Here is a 20,561-nt window from a genome sequence, read left to right on the forward strand (position 1 = left end):
TTCATCTCCTTTCTTCAACCCGTCTTGGCACTGTTGTTTTTAACTGTAAAAATCGCTTCCACGTCACATGCAAAACCGACCGCTGGTAACTGTGCCCCAAAGTTTTGGCTCACCTCGTCATAACGACCTCCCATCAGTAAGGGTTTGCCGATTTTATTACTGAATCCCTGGAACTGAATTCCTGAATAATAGTCCATTTCATTGACCATCCCAAGATCTACAGTTACGTGATTTCCAAAACCGGATTCCAAGACAAGTTCATATACCGCTTCTATATATTGAATAATAGAAGAAAGTTGGTTGTTCAGAGGATGTTCACGAAAACGGTTGAAAACAGAAGTTGCTTCACCGTATGAGAAGATGGTTTCTAGCAGTAAATCCTTCGTTTGATTTTTAACGTTATGTTGCTGTAGAAAATTGGCAAGCTCACCGCTATTCTTCATTTGAATGAAGGATTTCACTTGAAGTTGTTCATCTTTCGTTAACTGAAGAATCCGAATCAGTTCCTGTAAAATTCCAGCATGCCCAAGTTCAATCTTAAAGTCATGGAGTCCTAATTCTGTAAGTGCAAGACAAGCGAGTCCAATCACTTCTGCATCATTTTCTGCTGATTGGTTGCTGAATAATTCAATTCCCGCTTGCCTTCGCTCAGTTGGAATGGTGAGGTCATCTGATTGCCGGAAAACAGACTGCACATACCAACAGCGAACTTCTTCATCTAAATTTCCATGCGTAGTTGCAAGCTCACGCATGAGTGGTATCGTCACATCGGGTCTTAATACGAAAATGTCTCCGGTATGATCGATTAGCTTTAGAAGACTTTTACGATTTTGAATGGTTTGGAGTGATTCATAGGTTTCATAACTCTCGAGTACTGGCAAATTGACTTCACGATATCCTTTCGGTAAAAAGGAGCTTCTAAAAACTTTGCGTATTTCAAACTCTTCCTCCGCTGATTGAAATAGATTTCTCAAAACTAGCACCCTTTCCGCTTTATCGCTTTACTATGGTGAAGTTATCTAGTACTATAAATAGACAATTAAGAAATGTCAACCAAAAGGAGTATGATAGTGATGTTCGATTATCATCTGCACACATCATTTTCAGCGGATGGCGAGGTACAACCGGAGGAAATGGTGCATGCTGCCATTCAAAAGGGACTTACTGAGATTTGTTTTACAGATCATGTCGACTTTGAATATCCTGATAAAAATTTTATCTTCGATTTTAATCAACAAGCTTACAAAGAGGCAATTGCACAATTACAAGACCGTTACGGAAGTGAGATTCGAGTGAAGCGAGGTGTGGAAATTGGAGTTCAGCCTCATATACTTGATAAGTACACAAACCTAATTCAAGAAGAGGAGTTCGACTTTGTTATTTGTTCGCTTCATACTGTTGAAAAACAAGATTTACACTTTGGAGCTATTTTTGAGAATCAAACGATTGACGCTGCATATGATGCCTATTATCAGGAGTTGCTTCGTTGTATTCGTAAGTTTGATGCTTACAGTGTTTTGGGCCATGTGGATCTCATAAAACGATATGCCAAAAAGGCACCTTCACAGGATTTTCATGAGTGCTTGAGAGAAATTTTTACTGAGATTATTCCTCGAGGGAAAGGGATAGAAATTAATACATCGGGTGTGCGCTATGGGCTATCCACTGCCATGCCGAGCACCGATATCCTTGAACTATACAAAGCCTGTGGTGGTGAAATCTTAACAATCGGTTCCGATGCGCACAGACCGACCGATGTTGGATTCGACATTCGAAAGAGTCTGCAACTCGCTTCACACATCGGATTCCGCTTCATTGCGACATATGAGAAAGGAGAACCTCAATTCCATTCAATTGAACATTTGCTTCGTTAAATCTGAAAATTAAGGATAATAGGCCGTTGATCTCCGTTCCGGACGGACGCTTTCCGGGGGCTTGCCCTCAGCCTCCTCGTCGCTTTGAAAGCAAAGATGTGCTCCCAACGCTGTGCTTATGCTCGCAAAACCCGTTCTTCGTTACGGCTTTTCCTGCGGGGTCTTCGCGCTGCGCTGATCCCCAGGAGTCGCCGTCCTGCACTTCAATCAAGGGAATTTCTCATGAAACATTCACATCATTCAAGCAAAGAATGCAATCCGGGTGCTCCATGTTCAGCTGGCAAGAATAACTAGATGTAGCAGAAGTCTTGAGACTCAGATATGAAAATGTAAAGAGATAGTTGAACTCGTTTTTGCCGATGCTTAGGAGAAGTATGGTATCCGCTGGACAACCCAAGATGGCTTAGTGTATTGAATGAATGACATTTTATTGAGTACAACTGGATCTATGCTGGGTCCCCCAAATAGGGAATATAGATCTTCAAACAATGGATAAATGAAGGAAAAATCAATTGCTGCCTCTAATTTACGAACCAGATGATCTTGCGGAACTAACAGTTAGATTGTAAGCATCTCCTTCAGTTCCCGTTCTTTGATTTGATTCTTCATCATCATTTCCATTACCTCATTTGATAGTTGGGAGATCCTGTTGATTGTAGCGGAGAGCGGCGACTCCGGAGGGATCAGCGAAAGCTGTGACGAAGAACAGCTTTTGCGAGTAAAAGCGAAGCGTTAGGAGCACGTTTTTTCGAAGACCCTGGACTGAGCAAAGCGAGGGAGATGAGTGCTGCCTTAATTTCAGCAAAGTTCGCTAAAACACGGCAAATCGAACCCTTCGTCGTTCGATTTGCTGAGAGCAAGCCCCTCGGAAAGCGTCCGCTCGCAGCGGAAATCAACTTTTTCTAGTTAATACTATTGTAAAAGAAAAAGACTGTAGGCAAACCCCGTGATTACTGGAGTTTGTCTACAGTCTGAGGACCTTCCATTGAAGGAAGGTCCTTTCTATTATGATTTAGTCGCAACGAGTTGCTTGTTCACAGCCGCATGGACTTCTGTTGGAAGCCCCCAGAGTTTGATGAATCCTACTGCTGCCGCTTGGTCGAACTCGTCATCAGATGTATACGTTGCAAGTTTTTCATCATAAAGAGAGTTATCCGATTTACGGCCCTCTACAATGGCATGCCCTTTAAATAGTTTCACACGCACTGTTCCGTTGACGACTTGTTGTGAGTCTTTTATGAACGCTTCCAAGGCACTTCGTAATGGAGAGAACCACAGACCGTTATAAATAAGCTCACTTAACTTTTGAGAAACAAGCGGTTTAAAGTGTGCAATCTCTTTTACAAGAGTAATATCTTCAAGTTCTTTATGTGCTTTGATCAATGTCATAGCTCCTGGACATTCATATACTTCACGTGACTTAATGCCAACAAGGCGGTTTTCAACGTGGTCAATACGACCAACACCATGTTTTCCGGCAACCTCATTTAAGTGAAGGATGAGGGCTTCTAGCTTAAATGCCTTTCCATCCAAGCTCACTGGAACACCTTGTTTAAATGTAATTTCAACAACATCTGCTTGATCTGGAGCTTCTTCAATAGAGGAAGTGAGTCCATAAGCATCTTCAGGTGGTGCTGCCCAAGGATCTTCTAGAATTCCACATTCATTACTACGTCCCCATAGGTTTTGGTCAATTGAATACGGACTATCCAACACGATAGGAACCGGAATGTTGTGCTCTTTAGCATAGGCTATTTCTTCTTCACGGGACCAGCTCCACTCACGTACTGGTGCGATCACTTCTAATGTCGGATCCAACGCTTTAATACCTACTTCAAAACGAACTTGGTCGTTTCCTTTTCCTGTGCAACCATGTGCTACGGCAACTGCGTTTTCCTTATGAGCGACTTCAACAAGTTTTTTTGCAATAAGTGGACGAGATAGTGCAGAAATAAGTGGATACTTTTCTTCATAGAGTGTACGTGCTTGAAGAGCTAACAGTGCATAATCTTTAGCAAATTCCGCTTTCGCATCGATGACATAGCTTTCAACAGCCCCCACTTGAAGTGCTTTCTGCTGGATAAAATCTAGATCTTTTCCTTCTCCTACATCTAAGCAACATGCAACAACTGCATAACCCTGTTCTGTTAACCATTGAACTGCCACTGATGTATCAAGTCCTCCGGAATAGGCCAATACCACTTTTTTCTTTGTCATGATTAAAACTCCTCTCACATGTTATGTATCTTTATACACTGTAAAGTATATTTATAATAACATGTTGAACTATAAATGCAAGAGAAATTACTGATTCTTTTAATAGACGAAATATTCTTTCTAAAATGCTATATATAATTGATTTTACTCAACAAAAAAAGCACACCTTAAAAGATGTGCTGAACGTCCACTCTTAACTTAGCCCATGTGATGCCATTGCGTCAGCAACTTTCAAAAATCCTGCTACGTTGGCACCCATGATAAGATTGCCAGGTTTGCCAAAACGATCTGCGGCATCCATACAACTCTCATAAATGGAACGCATGACAACTTTCAAACGCTCATCTACTTCTTCAGCAGTCCACCTGAGTCGCATGCTATTTTGGGACATTTCCATTGCTGAAACGGCTACGCCTCCTGCATTGGCAGCTTTTGCGGGTGCGAATAGAATTCCGTGCTCCTGGAATACCGTCAACGCTTCATTTGTACAAGGCATATTTGCACCTTCCCCAATGGCTGTGACACCATTCTTAATAAGGAGATGGGCACTCTGTTCATCGAGCTCATTTTGAGTAGCACAAGGAAGAACGATGTCACATGGGACCGTCCAAATTTCTGAACAATCTTCATAATAACGAGCTTCGGGATGTACTTTCAAATAATCCTGAATTCGTTTGTCTTCAACTTCTTTCAATTGCTTAACACAAGTTAAGTCAATTCCATCTTTGTCGACAATGTATCCCGAAGAATCACTACAAGCGATTACTTTTGCACCGAGTTGCTGGGCTTTCTCAATTGCATAAATGGATACATTTCCCGAACCTGAGACCACAACTGTTTTCTCTTTCAATGACATGCCATATTCCTTTAGCATTTCTTCCGTGAAATAGACGGTTCCATATCCGGTCGCTTCTTTTCTGCCAAGACTGCCACCGTGATTCGGATCTTTCCCCGTAAGTACACCTGCTTCATATCCACCTTTTAATCGCTTATATTGACCAAACAAATAACCAATTTCCCGTTTCCCAACTCCTATATCGCCAGCTGGAACATCTACATCTGGACCAATATGACGACTCAATTCCGTCATGAAACTTTGACAGAAACGCATGATTTCACGATCCGACTTCCCCTTCGGATCAAAATCAGAGCCACCTTTACCCGCACCAATCGGTTGACCTGTCAATGCATTTTTAAAGATTTGTTCAAATGCTAGGAATTTCATGATACTGCTGTTCACAGAAGGATGAAAACGAAGTCCACCTTTATATGGTCCTAGTTCACTACTAAATTGAACTCGATACCCTCTGTTAACATGCACTTTACCAGTATCGTCTTCCCATGTAACACGAAAGGTCACTATTCTTTCCGGTTCAGTCAACCTTTCCAAAATTCCACTTGTAATATATTCAGGATGCTTGGCGAATACGGGACGGAGTGAATCGAATATTTCACGTATCGCTTGGAGAAATTCAGTTTCATTTGCATTTCTTCGTTTAACTTGCTCATAAACTTGATGCACATAATCATTTGAACGCCTTTGTACATCTACATGTTCTACATTTAATTTCGACATATTTTTCCCCCTTCATCCCGAATCTAACTTGTTGTATTTAATTAGTATACGCTAGATTTAATATTTTTGAAAATACATTTTAATCTGCAAACAAAAACAGAGGTTCTATCTTCCTCTGTTCTGTCGAAATAGGATAGGCTTCATCTTACTTTTTCACGATATTAAAATTGTCCTCTAGCAGTAGCCAATTTTGAGGAAATGCTAGACCTAATTTCCAGTACATAATGCCACGTAAATTATATTTTTTCAATAAGTCAAATTTAGCTTGGATACTTCTGGCGTCTTCGAACCAAACTTCATGTTGTAAACTATTTTGATCGATATACGTAAAATATGGTGCTTGAGCAACATAGTCGTATGAAATAGCTTCGTTCTCACGTATTGCAAGTTCTGTAGCTTGTTTTGGACTCAGTGCTCTAGCTGGTTGACCACCTTGCGTTGGATAAGGTTTCGACCAATCATAACCGTACAAATTTTGACCTAAAAAGATTTTGTTTCTTGGAATTTCTTGTACCGCATACTTTACCACTCGCTCCACTTGTGGCAATGGACTCACGGCTTGCGGCTCACTGTACGTATATCCCCACTCATATGTCATAAGAGAAACGAAATCTACAATCTCCCCATGAGCTTTATAATCATGTGCGCCGTAAATTCCTGTTGTGACATCACTTACTTTAGGTGCAAGTGCTGTAGATATTGTAAGGCCGGCTGGATGAAAACGATCGCGAGCTCTTCTCAGAAAGGCATTGTATAAGTCGCGATCCTCCGGGTACAATAACTCAAAATCAAAATGTATATCTTTATAGCCTACCTGCTGTGCCACTGCCAAAATATTTGTAAACAACAAATCTTGAACTCCCCTGCTTACAAAAATATCGTGAGCAAGGCCAGCACTAAATGCGAAATCTTCCAAGTTGCTTACTACCATCGCATTAAGCGCACCTGCGTTCGCAGCAATTGTAGGTAAATTCGCAATTGAAGGGGCTTTTAATGTCCCATCTCGCATTACTTCATAACTGAACATAGCTAGATACGTTAAGGCACTTACTCTATTTTCCGTTTCTGCAATCATCGCCTGGGAAACCGGAGTTCTTGGCTCCACGTAGAGTAAAGATTGAGTCGAAGTTTTAGGAGCGGGTGGAATGTATAATCGTTGGCCGACCGTTAATGGCGCGGAAAGAGAAATTTTGTTGATATTTGCCAATTCCGAAATGGTCATCTTTTCTCGACGTGCGATCTCATAAAGAGTATCCCCTGGCTGCACCCAATAATAACTGCCCGTTATTGGAATCACTAAAGCTTGACCAACAGCCAATTTACCTGAATCGACCAGCTCATTCGCTTCAGCAATTTCTTCCCATCCAATACCATATTGTTTTCCAATCGTAAATAAGCTTTGACCTTTTTGAACAACGTGTATTTGCACTAACATGCACACCTTTCCATAAAAATTCGTAGTCCATTGTATGAAAGTAGCTGTTCCGCTATTCATACAAAACATCCCACAGGATAGAAAGATACATGAAGTACATACTAGTCATGAACGAACAGCATACTTTAGGGAGGACAACAATGACTACAAACCAAAACGGAATGACCCACCAAAACATGCACACTGGTACAGTACCCCCATCCATGAATCACGGAGGACATGAGCTTTTTGATGTTCACGAAGTATTATCGAGCACAATAGGCGCCCTTAGCCAGGCGATTTTACTTCGCCCTCATGTGAAGGATCCAGAGCTTTTAGATATTCTCGATCGTCAGTACCGTTTTACATTGGATGAATATAACATTACAGTCGAGAGTTTCAAATCAGGTCATGACCCATCTCATCCTACACAAAGCTATAAAATGAAAGAAGGAAATGATTTCATTTATGGTATGAAGGCAAGTCAACCTAAAAAGCCTATGATGAATGCTTCTGAAATTACGGATGAAATCATCTCCGGTTTCTTATTAAGCTCTGCTAAAGCCGGAGCTTCCATGAAAACAATGGTGGCTTGTGAAGTGTGTAATCCTGTAGTTCGCAGGGTGCTAGCTGATTCGGTTCCAAACTGTATAGAAATGGCATATGAATTATCCATTTACCAGAACAAACATCATTACTATCAAGTACCTCAGCTGGCTTCACAGGATATGACCGAGTTACTCAATGCATTTGCACCAGCACAAGGTCAACCAGGAATGCCCCCTTTACAGTAAAAACCTCGCATGATTTTACGGTACTTTGAAGCCTCAAAAAATAACCGTGTGCGCCTTTTTGGCGCGCACGGTTATTTTGATTTTTTATAGAAGGAGGACGGCGGATCAGAAATGAACGTGTGTTGCTCCTTTGTTATCGGATGAATCATCGTTAACTTTGTTGCATGAAGACCAAGTCGTTTAATAGGGTTTGTGGTAGCACCATATTTTTTATCGCCTACCACCGAGTGTCCAATTTCCTCCATATGCACACGGATTTGGTTTTTCCGACCTGTTTCCAATCTCAATTCGAGTAGTGAAAACTGTGCACTTGCTTGGAGTCGCTTATAACGTGTAATAGCTTTTTGACCGCCATTATCCGTGGGGTTGGAATAGACTTTAAATGTTCTTGTCTCTTTCAGCCAAGAAATAATTTCACCTGTTTCGTTACGCACTTTGCCTTCAACTAGCGCGATATACCCTCGCTCCTGGACAGATTCTTCCCAGTTGTTCTGTAGGAGTTTTTTTACTTCTTCAGTTTTTGCAAATACCATAACGCCAGACGTTTCTCTGTCTAGACGATGGACGATGAATACCCGATTACCTCTATTCGTTTTTCTTACATAAGAAGAAAGCTCACTGAACGCGGTCACTTCTTTTTTATCCTTTGCAGCCATTGATAATAATCCTGCTTCTTTGTCGATTACGATGATGGCATCATCTTCATACATTATAGAAAGTCCTGAAAGTTCACTGTCATTTCTCGCAGCTTGATTGGTCATAATTTCAACCTTATCACCAACGTTTAATAATCGGTCATGTTGAGTAGTTGGCTCTCCGTTAACAGACACTTGCCCTCGGGAAAGAATCCCTTTCACTGCATTTCTACTTTTTTGAATAGTGTCTAGCAAAAAAGGTAAAAGCGGCTGTTCCTTTTTTACTTTATAACCTGTTGCTTGTGGTGTTGCTTGTTTTGAGTTAGTTCGCATAGTCACGTCTCCTTATTCATACATTATGCGCAACCTTTAATGAAATATCAAACATGATTTAGGACAATGCTTTTAAACCAATGACACCAATGACAATCAATGCCAGACTGCCGATTCTTGCTAAACTTTTCGATTCCCCAAAAAAGATCATATTTAGTATTACGGCACCTGCAGTTCCAATTCCTATCCATACTGCATATGCTGTGCTCACTTGTAAGTACTTGAACGATGAATACAAAAATACGAATGCCATGCTAAATCCACCTAAAAATAAAATACCTGAAGGAATCGTTTTCTTTTTACTATACTTGTTTAGTCCAATAACACCTGTAAATTCAAATCCAGCGGCTAATGCTACAAATAACCATCCCATGTCAACGATTCCTTTCTGCTGCTAGTTTTTCGTCATGCCCATCAGCCAGTTTTAAACCGATGACACCTGTCACTAAAATGACGATGAAGAAAATTTTCCCACCACTTAACGTTTGTCCAAAGAAAAATACATCCATCAAAGCCGTTCCGATGGTTCCGATAGCTGCAAATATGGCATACACAGTACCTGTCGGTAATGTCGCACAAGCTTTAGAGAGGAAGTGGAAGTCGACGAATATAAACAACACGATCGGAATCCAGTGCCACCATACAGAAGCTACGTTAAAACCGAAAATCCATACAAGTTCAAAAAAACTAGTTCCAGCTACATAAAGCCATTCTTTTCTCATAAAAATGCTCCTTCTCTTAGATGACTGACTGATTGTCATTCATTTCATTCCATAAGTACACACTTAAAAAGGATCACCTCGATTCACAATAAATTGTTGAACGTCGAGGTGAATTCCTACTTCTTAATTAATTGTTTTGAATAGCCAAGGGCATACATTAAAAACAACAGAGTTTCCTCTTTTTGTTCAGTAGCGCGAATTTCTTGGTCAAGGTCTTCATCGTACAAGTAAATTTGCTCTGCAGCGGACTCTGTCAATCCGATAATGAGTTTTGCTAGTCGATCTGGATGACTGTCAACACGAATGACTCCTTGCTTCTGCACCTTTTCCACAAGTGCGCTTACCCATTGGTAAATGGGAGCATAGACGCTCTCCCACTCTTTCAAATGTTCAGTTGAAGCTAAACCTGAATAGATCATCGCCTGAATCTCGTGGTGTTCTTTGTTAACTGCAAAAATCGCATCGACAAACTGTTTCAATTGCTCATCAAACGATGCAGAATCTTTAACAGCGTCTATTACCGTTTTTAAAGTATGCTGTACCATCACTTCAGCAATCGCGGGCATGAGCGATAATTTAGAAGGAAAGTATAAGTAGAACGTTCCTTGTGCAATCGCGGCAGCTTTAACAATATGTGAAACAGTCGTTTTTTCTACGCCTTTTTCAGTAAACACTTGAATTGCAGACTGAACAATTTTTTCTCTCTTGTTCATAAGATCCCTCCACCAATGACTGACTGTCATTCATTATAGTCCAATCCGCTGAGAACTACAAGTTCTTCAGCGGATCATCAATTGCCTTTCCACAAATTTCATTACTTCCATACGAATGGAGTTTGTTGATAGACATAGTAATTTAGCCAATTTGAAAATAAGAGATGTGTATGGGAACGCCATGTATTCAGCGGATTCAACGAGCTATTGTCATTCGGGAAGTAATTCTTAGGAATATCAATTTCAAGTCCTTTTGCTACATCACGCTCATATTCTTCCTGCAACGTTCCCGCATCGTACTCTAAGTGCCCTGTAATCATAATGTTTTTTGCATCATTAGATAGCACGATAAAGGGACCAACCTCTTCCGAATATGCCAGTAGGTTCAAAGAGTCATGCTGTTCGATTTCGTATTGTGAAATTCCTGTATGTCTGGAGTGTGGAGCAGGAAATAGGTCATTAAATCCACGTGCAAGATTGACAGTTGGATTGGTAACGAGATGATCAAATATCCCAAAACACTTAGATGGCAGTTGGTGTTTGTTCACTCCATAGTAATGATAAAGGGCTGCCTGGGCTCCCCAACAGATATGCATGGAAGATGTCACATTCGCTGATGCCCAATCTAAAATTTCCTGCATTTCTCCCCAATACTCAACCTGTTCGAATTCCATTTGCTCAACAGGTGCCCCCGTTACGATCATTCCATCAAATTTTTCGTCTTTCACTTGAGGGAATGTTTTGTAAAATGTATCCAAATGGTTTTTACTAACATTTTTCGATACGTACGTTTCTGTATGTAAAAAAGTTACATCTACTTGAAGAGGAGTATTACCTAACAGACGCAGAAGTTGCAGTTCCGTTTTTTCCTTTTGAGGCATTAAATTCACGACTAGTATGCGAAGTGGTCTAATGTCTTGTGAGGTAGCGCGTTCTTCATCCATCACAAATATTTTTTCTTGCTTCAGTAGTTCTCCCGCGGGTAACGCTTTTGGTATTGTAATTGGCACAATTCTTCACTCCTATTCAGCCCATCAAAAAAACTTCCGCTTTCTACAAAAGAGAAAGTGGAAGCTAATAGCCGTTCCTCTTATCTCTCAAGACAAAGTCTTGTGGAAGTAGCACCTTCCTGAATCGATCAGGGGTTGCTGAAACGTCATTGGGCCATTTCCCTCGGTTTCTCTCGATAAGCGTATTCAATTACTAAACAGTATACCATTTCTAATTTATTTGTATAGTCTAACATTTAACCGGATTGAGTTTACTGACAGGCTAGCAACTACTCAATCGTCGTATTGGGCCCTGGAAAACCCTCTTCCTAGGATTTCAGATGCATTTAAGAAAATTACGAAAGATGTCGGCTCTTGCTCCTGCACAATCTTTTTAAAGTAAATAGCTTCTGATTGCTCAACGACACACAGGATCATGGTTTTCTCCTGGTTTGAATAACCTCCCAAAGACTTCACTTTTGTTAACCCTCGATTAAGTTCGTTATTAATAAGTGTTTGAACTTTTTCCTCTTGATCCGTAATGATCAGAATCAGTTTAGTCGGCGATGTCTGAAGCTGCACAAAATCGATAACTTTACTCGTCACATAGATTGCCATCATGGCATAAAGTGCGAGTTCCAGGTCAAAGACAAAAGCCGAGATGATGACGACAGCACCGTCAACTATTAGCTGAGCAAAGCCACTGGAAAAGTTGGTATACTTCTTCAGAACTTGAGCTATGAGTGCAGTTCCACCTGTTGAACCATTTCCTCTATAAACAATTCCTAGACCGATACCAAGCATAATTCCACCATAAATAGAACTTAATAACGGATTATGAATCGGAACATTAATATCCGTAGTTATGAAAATGAAAAAAGGCACAAAAAATGTTCCCACAATGGTGCGCCAACTGAAGTCTTTTCCAACAAGAACGAGACCTAAAATGAGCAGAGGTAAGTTAATAAGCCACTGTACATATGCGGGATTAAATCCGTATAGTTCAAAAACAATTGTGCTGATCCCTGAAACTCCACCTGCAGCTATTCGTGAAGGTAATAGGAAAATAGTAAATGCCAGTCCGACAAATGCCGAACCTACAATAATTTGTATGTAGTCAAAAACCGCTGATTTCTTAAATTGAGTAAAAGTCATCGTGTCCCTCCATTCTTGCCAACTGTACTATTCTACCAAACTACACGTCATTTGTGACTATTGACAATGATAAGAAATAGAAGTTCATTCATTCTAAATATTCACCATTAATGAACTTTCGACAAAAAATCGACCATTATTTTGCATTTCTCAACATAGAATTGTATGATTATAGAAGAATTCAGGTACCATTGAAGGAGGTTCTCTTATGAGGAGCTTGAGCGTTGTAAGAAAAGTTGATCATCTAGGGAGAATAGTTATCCCAATCGAATTGCGTGAGACAATGAAACTTCCTGAAGGACAACCACTTGAATTTTTCACGGAGGATGAAACCATTATTCTTAGGAGCTATAAGATCCGTGAAGCTTGTGTGATTACCGGAGAAATCACTTCCGATAATTTCGAACTGTCTAATGGTATGTTCGTCAGCCCTGCGGGTGCTAAAATTATTCTTGAAGAGGTAAAAAAGGGGTTTCGTAAGTAAAAGAAAGGGTTGCTGCCAGTGGAGTCTCTATGACTTCTCAAGCAGCAACCCTTTCCATTTTCTTTTTAAGCTTCCAGATTATCCAAAAACCCTGTAATCTCTTCACGAGTTTTTCTGTCTTTACTTACCAATCGTCCTTTTTCTTCACCTTTGCTGTAAACAAGAAAACTTGGGATACCAAAAATGTCGTTTTCTGCGCAAATGTCTATGAACTCATCACGATCTACATAGACAAATTCGTATTCCGGGTAATCCGCTTCAATCCCAGGCAATAACGGATCGATGACTCGACAATCCGGACACCAATCTGCAGAAAACAAAAACACCGTTCGTTCCCCTTTTTTAAGTTCTTCAAATTGCTCTTGTGACTGTAATTTCTCCATTTAACTCTCCCCCTTATAGATTTCAGTATATCATTTCCTATGTAGTGAAGAATCGATTTCGCTCAACTCTTCTTTTGTAGACACCTATAGAAAAAAGCAGAGAAGAAAGCAACGTCCGCTCTTCTCTACTTTAACTTTTCAAGTGATTTAGTCACCTAGCCCGACATTTCACTCTTTGGATTGTTGTCCGCTCATGTGCATGGGCGGGGGGATGATCCATCCTTTTTCTTTGTTCAGTTTCAATAGCTTTGCACCAAACATGATTTTGTCAGCATGGAACTTCGCAAACATTGTCGCAATGTCCTCACGCAAGCATTGCCCCATCACCTGACTACATGAAACTAACGCCTGACCGACGTTAATCGAAATTGCACCACTGATTTCAGGATCCATGAATCGTGCACCTGGAGGGATATCATCTGCAGAACAAGTCGGACGGTCAGGAAGTGTTGGCGGAGGCATAATACCATTTTCTTTCAACACTTCTTCGATCTGTTTGTCGTGGTCCTTCATCATGTCTACAGCTTCATGTAGGAGCTTCTTGAGCCCTTCGTCACCCGCATGATTAATAAAGGTCTGATAAGCGCTGATCAGTCCTTTGTTTGCACCAACATAAGCCCAACATCCAATGACCTCTCCGTAGTGCAATGGCTCATCTTTTGGATTACCACTTAAAATTCCCATTCGTCTCTCCTCATTTCTAGAAATGTAATCGTACATTCCTAGGATGGTGAGAAATTGAAATGTTATTCATACGCTTTGGATGTGGGTTATTTATAAATATTCCGTTCCCAAAAACGTTGTTTTGCTAACGCATTAATATAAGCACAATAAAAATCATCTACCTTTTTCTCTACTATAATTCCTGGACCCTCCTGCACAGAAGTTTCTGCAATATAACGAGATCCTTCAGTTGTAAAGGCTATCGGCTTATAATGCTTCCATGTTTCCTCTATATAATTTTTCATGTTACTGTCAAACTCCGCAGAATTGTTCGACGCTCCACCACCCACAAGAATACTGTCATACAAAACAGGAGATGCTGTTATAAATGTCTGATTCGCAATGGCAGTTTTCCCTGCAGTCCCTTTAATTGTTCCTAACTTTTCACTAACGATATCGATTGTAACGCTTTCGTTTCGAAGTGATTGAACTGCATTCCTAATGACTGCACTATCGAATCCCTCTCCTATTAGAATTGCTACTTTCAAGGTTTCTGGAACGAAGACTGTATTCTCCATACTGAGTGCTGGAGAAGACGCTGTAGTATCAGCTGGAGTGCATTCTGGAGGTTTCACACCTACGGCATTTGCAATTGCAGCTGAGAGCCCGCTATCGACATGACAAAACATATCTACAACTTGTTGGCGTACAGATTGACTTTGTACTTTACCGACTTCGAAACTGAACGCATCGATAATGTGTTGCTTCTCATAAGGTGCCATGCTGTTCCAAAACAGTCTTGCTTGAGAGAAATGATCATCAAACGATGGACTTCCAGCACGTATGACGTGCCCTTCCACTTTTTCTTGGTAATGCTCATATCCACCTTTGTCGACAGGTGTAGGTGAAGGTGTATTATCCGCGAGTGAGTTTTTATGGTAGCTTACTTGCCCAACGTCGATACGCTGTCTGCTGAACCCATCTCTTTGGTTGTTGTGAAACGGACAGACAGGACGATTAATCGGAATCTCAGCGAAATTGGGTCCACCTAATCGAAGCAATTGAGTATCCAAGTACGAAAATAACCGGCCTTGCAATAATGGGTCATTCGTAAAATCGATTCCTGGTACCACATTTCCGGGATGAAAAGCCACTTGTTCGGTCTCCGCAAATACATTATCGACGTTTCGATTTAACGTCATCGTACCAATTATTTCAACTGGAACAATTTCTTCCGGCCATATTTTAGTGGCGTCTAAAATATCAAAGTCAAACATGAATTCATCTTCTTCTCGGATTATTTGGACTCCTAAATCGTACTTCGGGTAGTTTTTTGCCTCGATCGATTCATATAAGTCACGGCGATGGAAATCCGGATCTTTCCCACCAATCTTTTGTGCTTCGTCCCATACAAGAGAGTGTATGCCTAATCGGGGTTTCCAGTGAAATTTCACGAAATGTGCTTTTCCTTCTGAATTGACAAAACGAAATGTATGCACACCGAATCCTTGCATTTTTCGAAAGTTAACTGGTATTGCACGATCGGACATGGTCCACATAATCATATGGGCCGACTCCTGATTATTTGCAACAAAATCCCAGAAAGTATCATGAGCTGTCGCAGCTTGTGGAAATTCGTTTTGAGGTTCTGGTTTAGCAGCATGTATAAGGTCCGGGAATTTAATAGCATCTTGTATGAAAAAAACTGGTATATTGTTTCCGACTAAATCATAATTCCCCTCTTCAGTATAAAACTTAACTGCGAATCCTCTAACATCTCTGGCTGTTTCTGTAGAGCCTCTACTTCCTACTACAGTAGAAAAGCGAGTAAACAGCGGTGTTACTTTTCCGACTTCATGAAGAAATTTCGCTGTTGTATACTTTTTCATACATTTGTGTAAAACAAATTCTCCATGGGCAGCATAACCACGGGCATGAACAACTCGCTCAGGAATCCGCTCGTGATCAAAATGTGTGATTTTCTCTCGTAGGTGAAAATCTTCCAACAAAGTCGGGCCACGAACTCCTGCTTTTAAAGAATTTTCGTCTCCTGATACTTTAAGACTTTGATTGGTTGTCAACGGTTTTCCATAGTTATTGACACGATATTCTCCTAATTGGCGTTGTTTGGCATTTTGGTTATGCATTTCAGGATTATTACCAGTTGAATGTTTCACGCAATCCCCTTTCATCGATTCATCTCTCGCTCCCTGATAGTGTATGCATCCCTATTGAGGCAGGTTACCCAGCACATAGTACCAATCGTTTCTTGCTATACTATGAATCACAAAGGAGAGTTTGCCATGACGCATTATTTTGCAGCGATCTATGTCCCTTTTGAATTGGTCAAAGAAAAACTTACAGCGAGTAGTCTACAGTATGATCTCCCAACACATTACAAGGTCATACCGCACCCCGATGATCTGCACATCACATTGCTCTTTTTCGGTGGACTTAACCGTTCCCAACTTGCACTTGTAAAGCAAGAAATGCAGCTCGTCGCGACTAGCACGGAAACATTTTCGATAGCGCTAAACGGCATATCATTTTTTGGAAATCCTGCTGGTCCTCGTGTTGTGTACTTTTCCGTTCAACAAAGCTGCCAGTTAAACAAACTTTACCAACAACTATCTGAGCGTCTGGAATCCATATTACAAAAACCGGCTACATTAGGCTACACACCGCACGTTACAATCGCTAAAAAGAAAAAGGATGATCGCTCTCTTCCAATCGAACAAGAACTATTTGAACCATTGGCATTGGATGTATCAGAAATAATTCTCTATTCAATTGACCCGACAAAGTCTCCTAAGTATTCCCCTGAATACACGTTTTCATTTGGCCATCCTTCGAGTATCGATGACTAAGTTCTGCACATACTGAAGATGATGAGACCTGTTGAAAGGAGCATGACTATGGGACGCGATGAACATGCAAAAGGTGGAAAGAATGCAGCTTCACTTCCGCAAACACCGAAAAACCAAAAACTTTCCGCTTCAGAAATGAGAGCAGAAATGGCACGGGAACTCGACAATATCGAGTCGCTCATGAAACAGCGAAAACAAAATAAGAAATGAATCTAAAAAACCGGTCCCCAGTTTATAATTACTGATGGCCGGTTAAGACTGTAGACAAACTCCAATAATCATGGAGTTTGTCTACATTTTTTCTTTTACATTAGCATTTTCTATGAAAAGGTAATTTTCGCTGTGAGCGGACGCTCTCTGCTACACACAACAATGTCTCTCAATTATCTATTGTACTGATATAAATGATGACAATGAACGGGAATAGTAGGAGCTACTTGCCTTCTATCAGTTAGTTTCGCAATATCGTTCCGTAATTTAGAGGCAGCATTTAAAATAGTGTGAGAATCTTCTACTTATAGACAAGCTCTTAGTTCTAGTTTTTCGGAAATATTATTATTCCGATAGTCCTTATAAAATCACTTTCTTATATAAGACGATAAATCCTACATCACCCTTATGAATAGAAGTGCCAATCCAACCTCTTTTTAATAATTTCTGCTGCTTTGATGTGTCTCCCATCTCTACTTCAATGGAGTCATCACTCATAACAGACACGTCAGCTGCTAATTTTTTCGTCATAATATAACGGGTAAGTGTTTCATATTTCACACTAAGGGCAGCGATATGCATTCCTAATTCAAACTTGTCTTTAATGCTCGCAATGTTAAACGGTGCAACTGTCGCACAGACATACTTATACCGATCTGCATCGACCTCTTCCATAACAATTTTCCCGAGCTGACGCTGTAACCCGTTCCCTTGAAAATCAGGATGTACATTAGTAATTTCCGAATAGAGGACGGAACTCCACTGCTCTTTAGGAATGCCTGCATCTTCACCTAGGTGTTCAGGGTCTTCGCCCGGATCCATTAGCGCTCGAAAAGCAATGAGGTTCCCATCAGAACGAACACCAACAAGCAATCCGTTTCCATCTAAGATGTATTCGAATTCCTCTTCTGATAACGGCTGCAAAAATGTTTTCTCGGATAAATGCTCAATGACTTTCGTTTGCAACTGAGTGATTTCAGGTAAATCATGCTTCGTTAACTTGACGACTGGGAGTGAGGTTCCATCTTTCAGTGTGACCTGTTTCATAAAGACACCACTTTTTCACTGAATACAGTCAGTTCCGCCAACACCGTTTCGTCAATTTCAATTCCGAGACCTGGCTTTTCGTTCAACCGAATGAATGGAACATCGTATTGTAGATTTCCAACATCTTTGCTGAATTTAAGTGGCCCCGTCAGTTCAACACTAGACATCGCTTTTTGAGAAAACGCTACGTGGAATCCTGCTGCTGATCCGATTGAAGACTCGACCATTGAGCCTACTTGACAATCGATTCCCGCCATTTCCGCCATGTGTGCCAGCTTCATAGCAGGATACATCCCACCACATTTCATCAACTTAATATTCACTTTGTCTGCCGCACGTTTTGCGATGATTTCTCGCATTTCTCGTACTCCACGAAGTCCTTCATCCGCCATCAGAGGTGTTGCACTCTTCGATTTCACTTCGACCAATCCATCGATGTCATCTGCCTTAACGGGCTGTTCTAGCCAGTCAAGATGGCAAGCTTCCAACTTCTTCATAGCCTGTAAAGTGGTCGAACTATTGACCCAACCTTGGTTGACGTCTACTCGAATTGCAATCGTTTCTCCAACGCGTTTACGAACCGCTTGAATGCGTTTCACGTCTTCAGCCGCATCAGTTCCGACCTTCATTTTAAAGGATGTATATCCTGCCTCCATACGCTGGGCAGCTTCTTCTGCCATCGCTTCCGGCTCTCCGATACTTAGAACGTGTGTAATCGGGAATTCATTATGATAACGGCCACCAAGTAATTGATAGGCTGGTATTCCTAGACTTTTACCAACAGCATCGAAACATGCTATGTCAATGGCTGCTTTCGCAGTTGGTACACCGTAAATTTCTTTGTCCATTGTTTCATGAAGGCGTTCAAATTCACTCGGATTCAGTCCGATAACAGCTGGAGCTAACGTATGGCGAAGCACTGAGAACGTCCCTTCCCAACTCTCTCCTGTGACGTGGTCATCTGCAACGGCTTCACCATATCCGACGATTCCAGTGTCAGTAGTGAGCTTGACGATAATCGAAGGCATGTCATCATACGTTGCATAACTAATGACGAATGGTTCATGGAGTGGTAGTCTTATAGCAAATATCTCAATTTCTTTAATTTTCATACAAATTTCCCCTTCCTGCTTGGCAAGTTATTATTTTCATTGTATCATTGTCGTTAAATAGTCGCTAATTAAAAAGGTGGTTGCATATGAGAACAAAAGTTGCGATATTCGGATCAGAGGAATTCTGTCAACGTGCAATACAATTTACTGAGCAACGCAGTGAAATCATTTTAGATTTGTATCCATATACCCTTCCTAGCGAAGCACCTGACCTCTTGAAAAAGTTACTCCCTTGTGACGCAATTCTTTTTTCAGGATCGCTTCCTTACGTCGCTTCCACTGATGTCTTGCAATCCATTCCTGTACCTGCCGTCTATCTAAAACAAGATGAGACGGAAATCACAACTACCTTACTTGCAATTTCATTAAAACAACCGTTAGAACTCGAAAAGATGTCCATCGATGTTCGTGAATCTATCGTCTTAGAAAACGTGTTAGCAGATATTAAGGCTAGTGAACAGCGCCCTCTTATCTATCAATTAGAAGAAGACTATGTTATAGACGAACTTGTTCAATTTCACTCTTCAGCATATGAGAAAAATCCTTTAAATGTAGCGGTAACTAGTGTTCATGCAGTTCATGATCGTTTAATTGAACTTAAAATCCCTGTTTTTAAAATGATTAGTGTAAAAAGTTCGTTCTTAAAAACAATTGACCGTGTTTGCCAAGAAGCACTTTTACAAAAAAGCGAAACATCTAAAATCGCCGCAGGTATTTTAGATGACTCCAAACTCAAAACTGAGATGAATGACGTTTCTGAAAAGCTTGCTCACTTATTGCACGCCCATTGCATCCATGCAGAAGAAGGCATCCTATTTTACACAACCCAAGGTGCTATTCAGTCCGCCTTGCACATGCCTGAATTTCAACAAGTAGCTACACAAGTGAGCGGTCAACTAGCTTTCGGAAGTGGTCGGACACTTACTTCCGCAAAGGAGAACGCCCTGAGTGCTCTCAGATATATGTATACCGAACAGAACGAAGGTCCTTATTTGTTAGACGAAAAAAAAGAATTGCATAGTCTTCTTCAATCTACTGGAGTGGCTATTGAATTGAGGGTAATTGAACCACTTCTCGCAGAAATCGCAGAAAAAACAGCTCTCAGTCCAGCTGTGTTATCAAAGCTTGCTACATTCGGGCAAAGCCATCAATCCACTCAATTCACTGCAAATGATTTAGCGAGTCACCTAGGGGTTTCTCGCCGAACTGCTGAACGGACCATAAAAAAATTACTTTCGAGTGCGTATGCAAACACTGTTGGCGAAGAAATGACCTATCGGCAAGGGCGCCCTCGAGCGGTTTATGAGTTAACTTTTCCTGTGTATTAAAGAAAAGGCTGTACAGCAAACCAGTGATTACCTGATTTCCTGAAC

The 20,561-nt window shown here is 40.9% G+C and carries 21 protein-coding genes, 1 pseudogene and 1 riboswitch; of the genes and pseudogenes, 6 read left to right on the forward strand and 16 right to left on the reverse strand.

Annotated features, from left to right (window positions below; translation table 11 throughout):
- Positions 1 to 14: 14 nt before the first annotated feature.
- Positions 15 to 974, reverse strand: coding sequence for an ATP phosphoribosyltransferase regulatory subunit (locus M3197_RS08795; protein WP_251660776.1), 960 nt, complete (start codon positions 972 to 974; stop codon positions 15 to 17).
- A gap of 99 nt (positions 975 to 1,073) precedes the next feature.
- On the opposite strand from M3197_RS08795, the gene M3197_RS08800 reads away from it, so the two are divergent.
- Positions 1,074 to 1,874 carry a histidinol-phosphatase HisJ family protein gene (locus tag M3197_RS08800; RefSeq protein ID WP_251660778.1) on the forward strand — a complete coding sequence of 267 codons (801 nt, stop codon included), beginning with the start codon at positions 1,074 to 1,076 and terminating at the stop codon, positions 1,872 to 1,874.
- 408 nt (positions 1,875 to 2,282) lie between these two features.
- Here M3197_RS08800 and M3197_RS08805 read toward each other — a convergent pair.
- The 4 genes and pseudogenes from M3197_RS08805 to M3197_RS08820 form a co-directional block, all read right to left on the reverse strand.
- Positions 2,283 to 2,432 (reverse strand): annotated as a pseudogene (locus M3197_RS08805) (transposase); the annotation flags it as partial.
- A gap of 447 nt (positions 2,433 to 2,879) precedes the next feature.
- Positions 2,880 to 4,094 carry an argininosuccinate synthase gene (locus M3197_RS08810; protein ID WP_349774118.1) on the reverse strand — a complete coding sequence of 405 codons (1,215 nt, stop codon included), beginning with the start codon at positions 4,092 to 4,094 and terminating at the stop codon, positions 2,880 to 2,882.
- Between the two features lie 190 nt (positions 4,095 to 4,284).
- A complete protein-coding gene (gene gdhA, locus M3197_RS08815) occupies positions 4,285 to 5,667 on the reverse strand; it encodes an NADP-specific glutamate dehydrogenase (protein ID WP_251660782.1) in 1,383 nt (460 codons plus the stop codon).
- 145 nt (positions 5,668 to 5,812) lie between these two features.
- Positions 5,813 to 7,102 (reverse strand): glycoside hydrolase family 18 protein, encoded by a 1,290-nt coding sequence (locus M3197_RS08820; RefSeq protein ID WP_285851253.1) that lies wholly within the window; start codon positions 7,100 to 7,102, stop codon positions 5,813 to 5,815.
- A 140-nt stretch (positions 7,103 to 7,242) separates the two neighbouring features.
- Here M3197_RS08820 and M3197_RS08825 point away from each other — a divergent pair, with 140 nt between their 5' ends.
- On the forward strand, positions 7,243 to 7,875 hold the full coding sequence (locus M3197_RS08825; RefSeq protein ID WP_251660784.1) for a spore coat protein: 633 nt from the start codon (positions 7,243 to 7,245) through the stop codon (positions 7,873 to 7,875).
- Positions 7,876 to 7,946: 71 nt separating this feature from the next.
- Here the strand turns inward: M3197_RS08825 and M3197_RS08830 are convergent, their stop codons facing one another.
- From M3197_RS08830 to M3197_RS08855, 6 genes are all read right to left on the reverse strand, one after another.
- Positions 7,947 to 8,843, reverse strand: coding sequence for an RluA family pseudouridine synthase (locus M3197_RS08830; RefSeq protein WP_251660787.1), 897 nt, complete (start codon positions 8,841 to 8,843; stop codon positions 7,947 to 7,949).
- A gap of 58 nt (positions 8,844 to 8,901) precedes the next feature.
- Positions 8,902 to 9,216: a DMT family transporter gene (locus tag M3197_RS08835; RefSeq protein ID WP_251660789.1), complete on the reverse strand. Its 315-nt coding sequence runs from the start codon at positions 9,214 to 9,216 to the stop codon at positions 8,902 to 8,904.
- A 1-nt stretch (position 9,217) separates the two neighbouring features.
- The gene (locus M3197_RS08840) at positions 9,218 to 9,565 is read right to left on the reverse strand and encodes a DMT family transporter (protein ID WP_251660791.1); all 348 of its coding nucleotides are present in this window, start codon (positions 9,563 to 9,565) and stop codon (positions 9,218 to 9,220) included.
- A gap of 116 nt (positions 9,566 to 9,681) precedes the next feature.
- Positions 9,682 to 10,278, reverse strand: a complete 597-nt coding sequence (locus M3197_RS08845; protein ID WP_251660793.1) for a TetR/AcrR family transcriptional regulator — start codon at positions 10,276 to 10,278, stop codon at positions 9,682 to 9,684.
- Between the two features lie 101 nt (positions 10,279 to 10,379).
- Entirely contained in the window at positions 10,380 to 11,288 is a 909-nt protein-coding gene (gene metA / locus M3197_RS08850; protein ID WP_251660795.1) for a homoserine O-acetyltransferase MetA, read from the reverse strand.
- 77 nt (positions 11,289 to 11,365) lie between these two features.
- A riboswitch (SAM riboswitch) is annotated at positions 11,366 to 11,471 on the reverse strand.
- Positions 11,472 to 11,561: 90 nt separating this feature from the next.
- The gene (locus M3197_RS08855; protein ID WP_251660797.1) at positions 11,562 to 12,422 is read right to left on the reverse strand and encodes a YitT family protein; all 861 of its coding nucleotides are present in this window, start codon (positions 12,420 to 12,422) and stop codon (positions 11,562 to 11,564) included.
- Positions 12,423 to 12,630: 208 nt separating this feature from the next.
- Here M3197_RS08855 and M3197_RS08860 point away from each other — a divergent pair, with 208 nt between their 5' ends.
- The gene (locus M3197_RS08860) at positions 12,631 to 12,906 is read left to right on the forward strand and encodes an AbrB/MazE/SpoVT family DNA-binding domain-containing protein (protein ID WP_251660799.1); all 276 of its coding nucleotides are present in this window, start codon (positions 12,631 to 12,633) and stop codon (positions 12,904 to 12,906) included.
- A 65-nt stretch (positions 12,907 to 12,971) separates the two neighbouring features.
- On the opposite strand, the gene M3197_RS08865 is transcribed toward M3197_RS08860, so the two are convergent.
- The 3 genes from M3197_RS08865 to M3197_RS08875 all read right to left on the reverse strand — a co-directional run bounded on the left by M3197_RS08865 (position 12,972) and on the right by M3197_RS08875 (position 16,144).
- Positions 12,972 to 13,289, reverse strand: a complete 318-nt coding sequence (locus M3197_RS08865) for a thioredoxin family protein (RefSeq protein ID WP_251660801.1) — start codon at positions 13,287 to 13,289, stop codon at positions 12,972 to 12,974.
- Positions 13,290 to 13,457: 168 nt separating this feature from the next.
- A complete protein-coding gene (locus tag M3197_RS08870; RefSeq protein WP_251660804.1) occupies positions 13,458 to 13,973 on the reverse strand; it encodes a DUF3231 family protein in 516 nt (171 codons plus the stop codon).
- 86 nt (positions 13,974 to 14,059) lie between these two features.
- The gene (locus tag M3197_RS08875) at positions 14,060 to 16,144 is read right to left on the reverse strand and encodes a catalase (RefSeq protein WP_251660807.1); all 2,085 of its coding nucleotides are present in this window, start codon (positions 16,142 to 16,144) and stop codon (positions 14,060 to 14,062) included.
- Between the two features lie 111 nt (positions 16,145 to 16,255).
- Between M3197_RS08875 and thpR the strand changes: the two genes are divergently transcribed.
- Together thpR and M3197_RS08885 are read left to right on the forward strand one after the other, a co-directional pair.
- Positions 16,256 to 16,819 carry an RNA 2',3'-cyclic phosphodiesterase gene (gene thpR / locus M3197_RS08880; protein ID WP_251660809.1) on the forward strand — a complete coding sequence of 188 codons (564 nt, stop codon included), beginning with the start codon at positions 16,256 to 16,258 and terminating at the stop codon, positions 16,817 to 16,819.
- Between the two features lie 48 nt (positions 16,820 to 16,867).
- Positions 16,868 to 17,029 (forward strand): hypothetical protein, encoded by a 162-nt coding sequence (locus M3197_RS08885; protein ID WP_251660811.1) that lies wholly within the window; start codon positions 16,868 to 16,870, stop codon positions 17,027 to 17,029.
- A gap of 360 nt (positions 17,030 to 17,389) precedes the next feature.
- Here the strand turns inward: M3197_RS08885 and M3197_RS08890 are convergent, their stop codons facing one another.
- Entirely contained in the window at positions 17,390 to 18,076 is a 687-nt protein-coding gene (locus tag M3197_RS08890; RefSeq protein WP_251660813.1) for a GNAT family N-acetyltransferase, read from the reverse strand.
- On the reverse strand, positions 18,073 to 19,188 hold the full coding sequence (locus M3197_RS08895; RefSeq protein WP_251660815.1) for a mandelate racemase/muconate lactonizing enzyme family protein: 1,116 nt from the start codon (positions 19,186 to 19,188) through the stop codon (positions 18,073 to 18,075). The genes M3197_RS08890 and M3197_RS08895 overlap by 4 nt, the downstream gene beginning before the upstream one ends.
- 86 nt (positions 19,189 to 19,274) lie before the next feature.
- Between M3197_RS08895 and M3197_RS08900 the strand changes: the two genes are divergently transcribed.
- Positions 19,275 to 20,516, forward strand: a complete 1,242-nt coding sequence (locus M3197_RS08900) for an HTH domain-containing protein (protein ID WP_251660816.1) — start codon at positions 19,275 to 19,277, stop codon at positions 20,514 to 20,516.
- Positions 20,517 to 20,561: the final 45 nt, after the last annotated feature.

This window comes from Sporosarcina aquimarina, assembly GCF_023715615.1.
GTDB lineage: Bacteria > Bacillota > Bacilli > Bacillales_A > Planococcaceae > Sporosarcina > Sporosarcina aquimarina_A.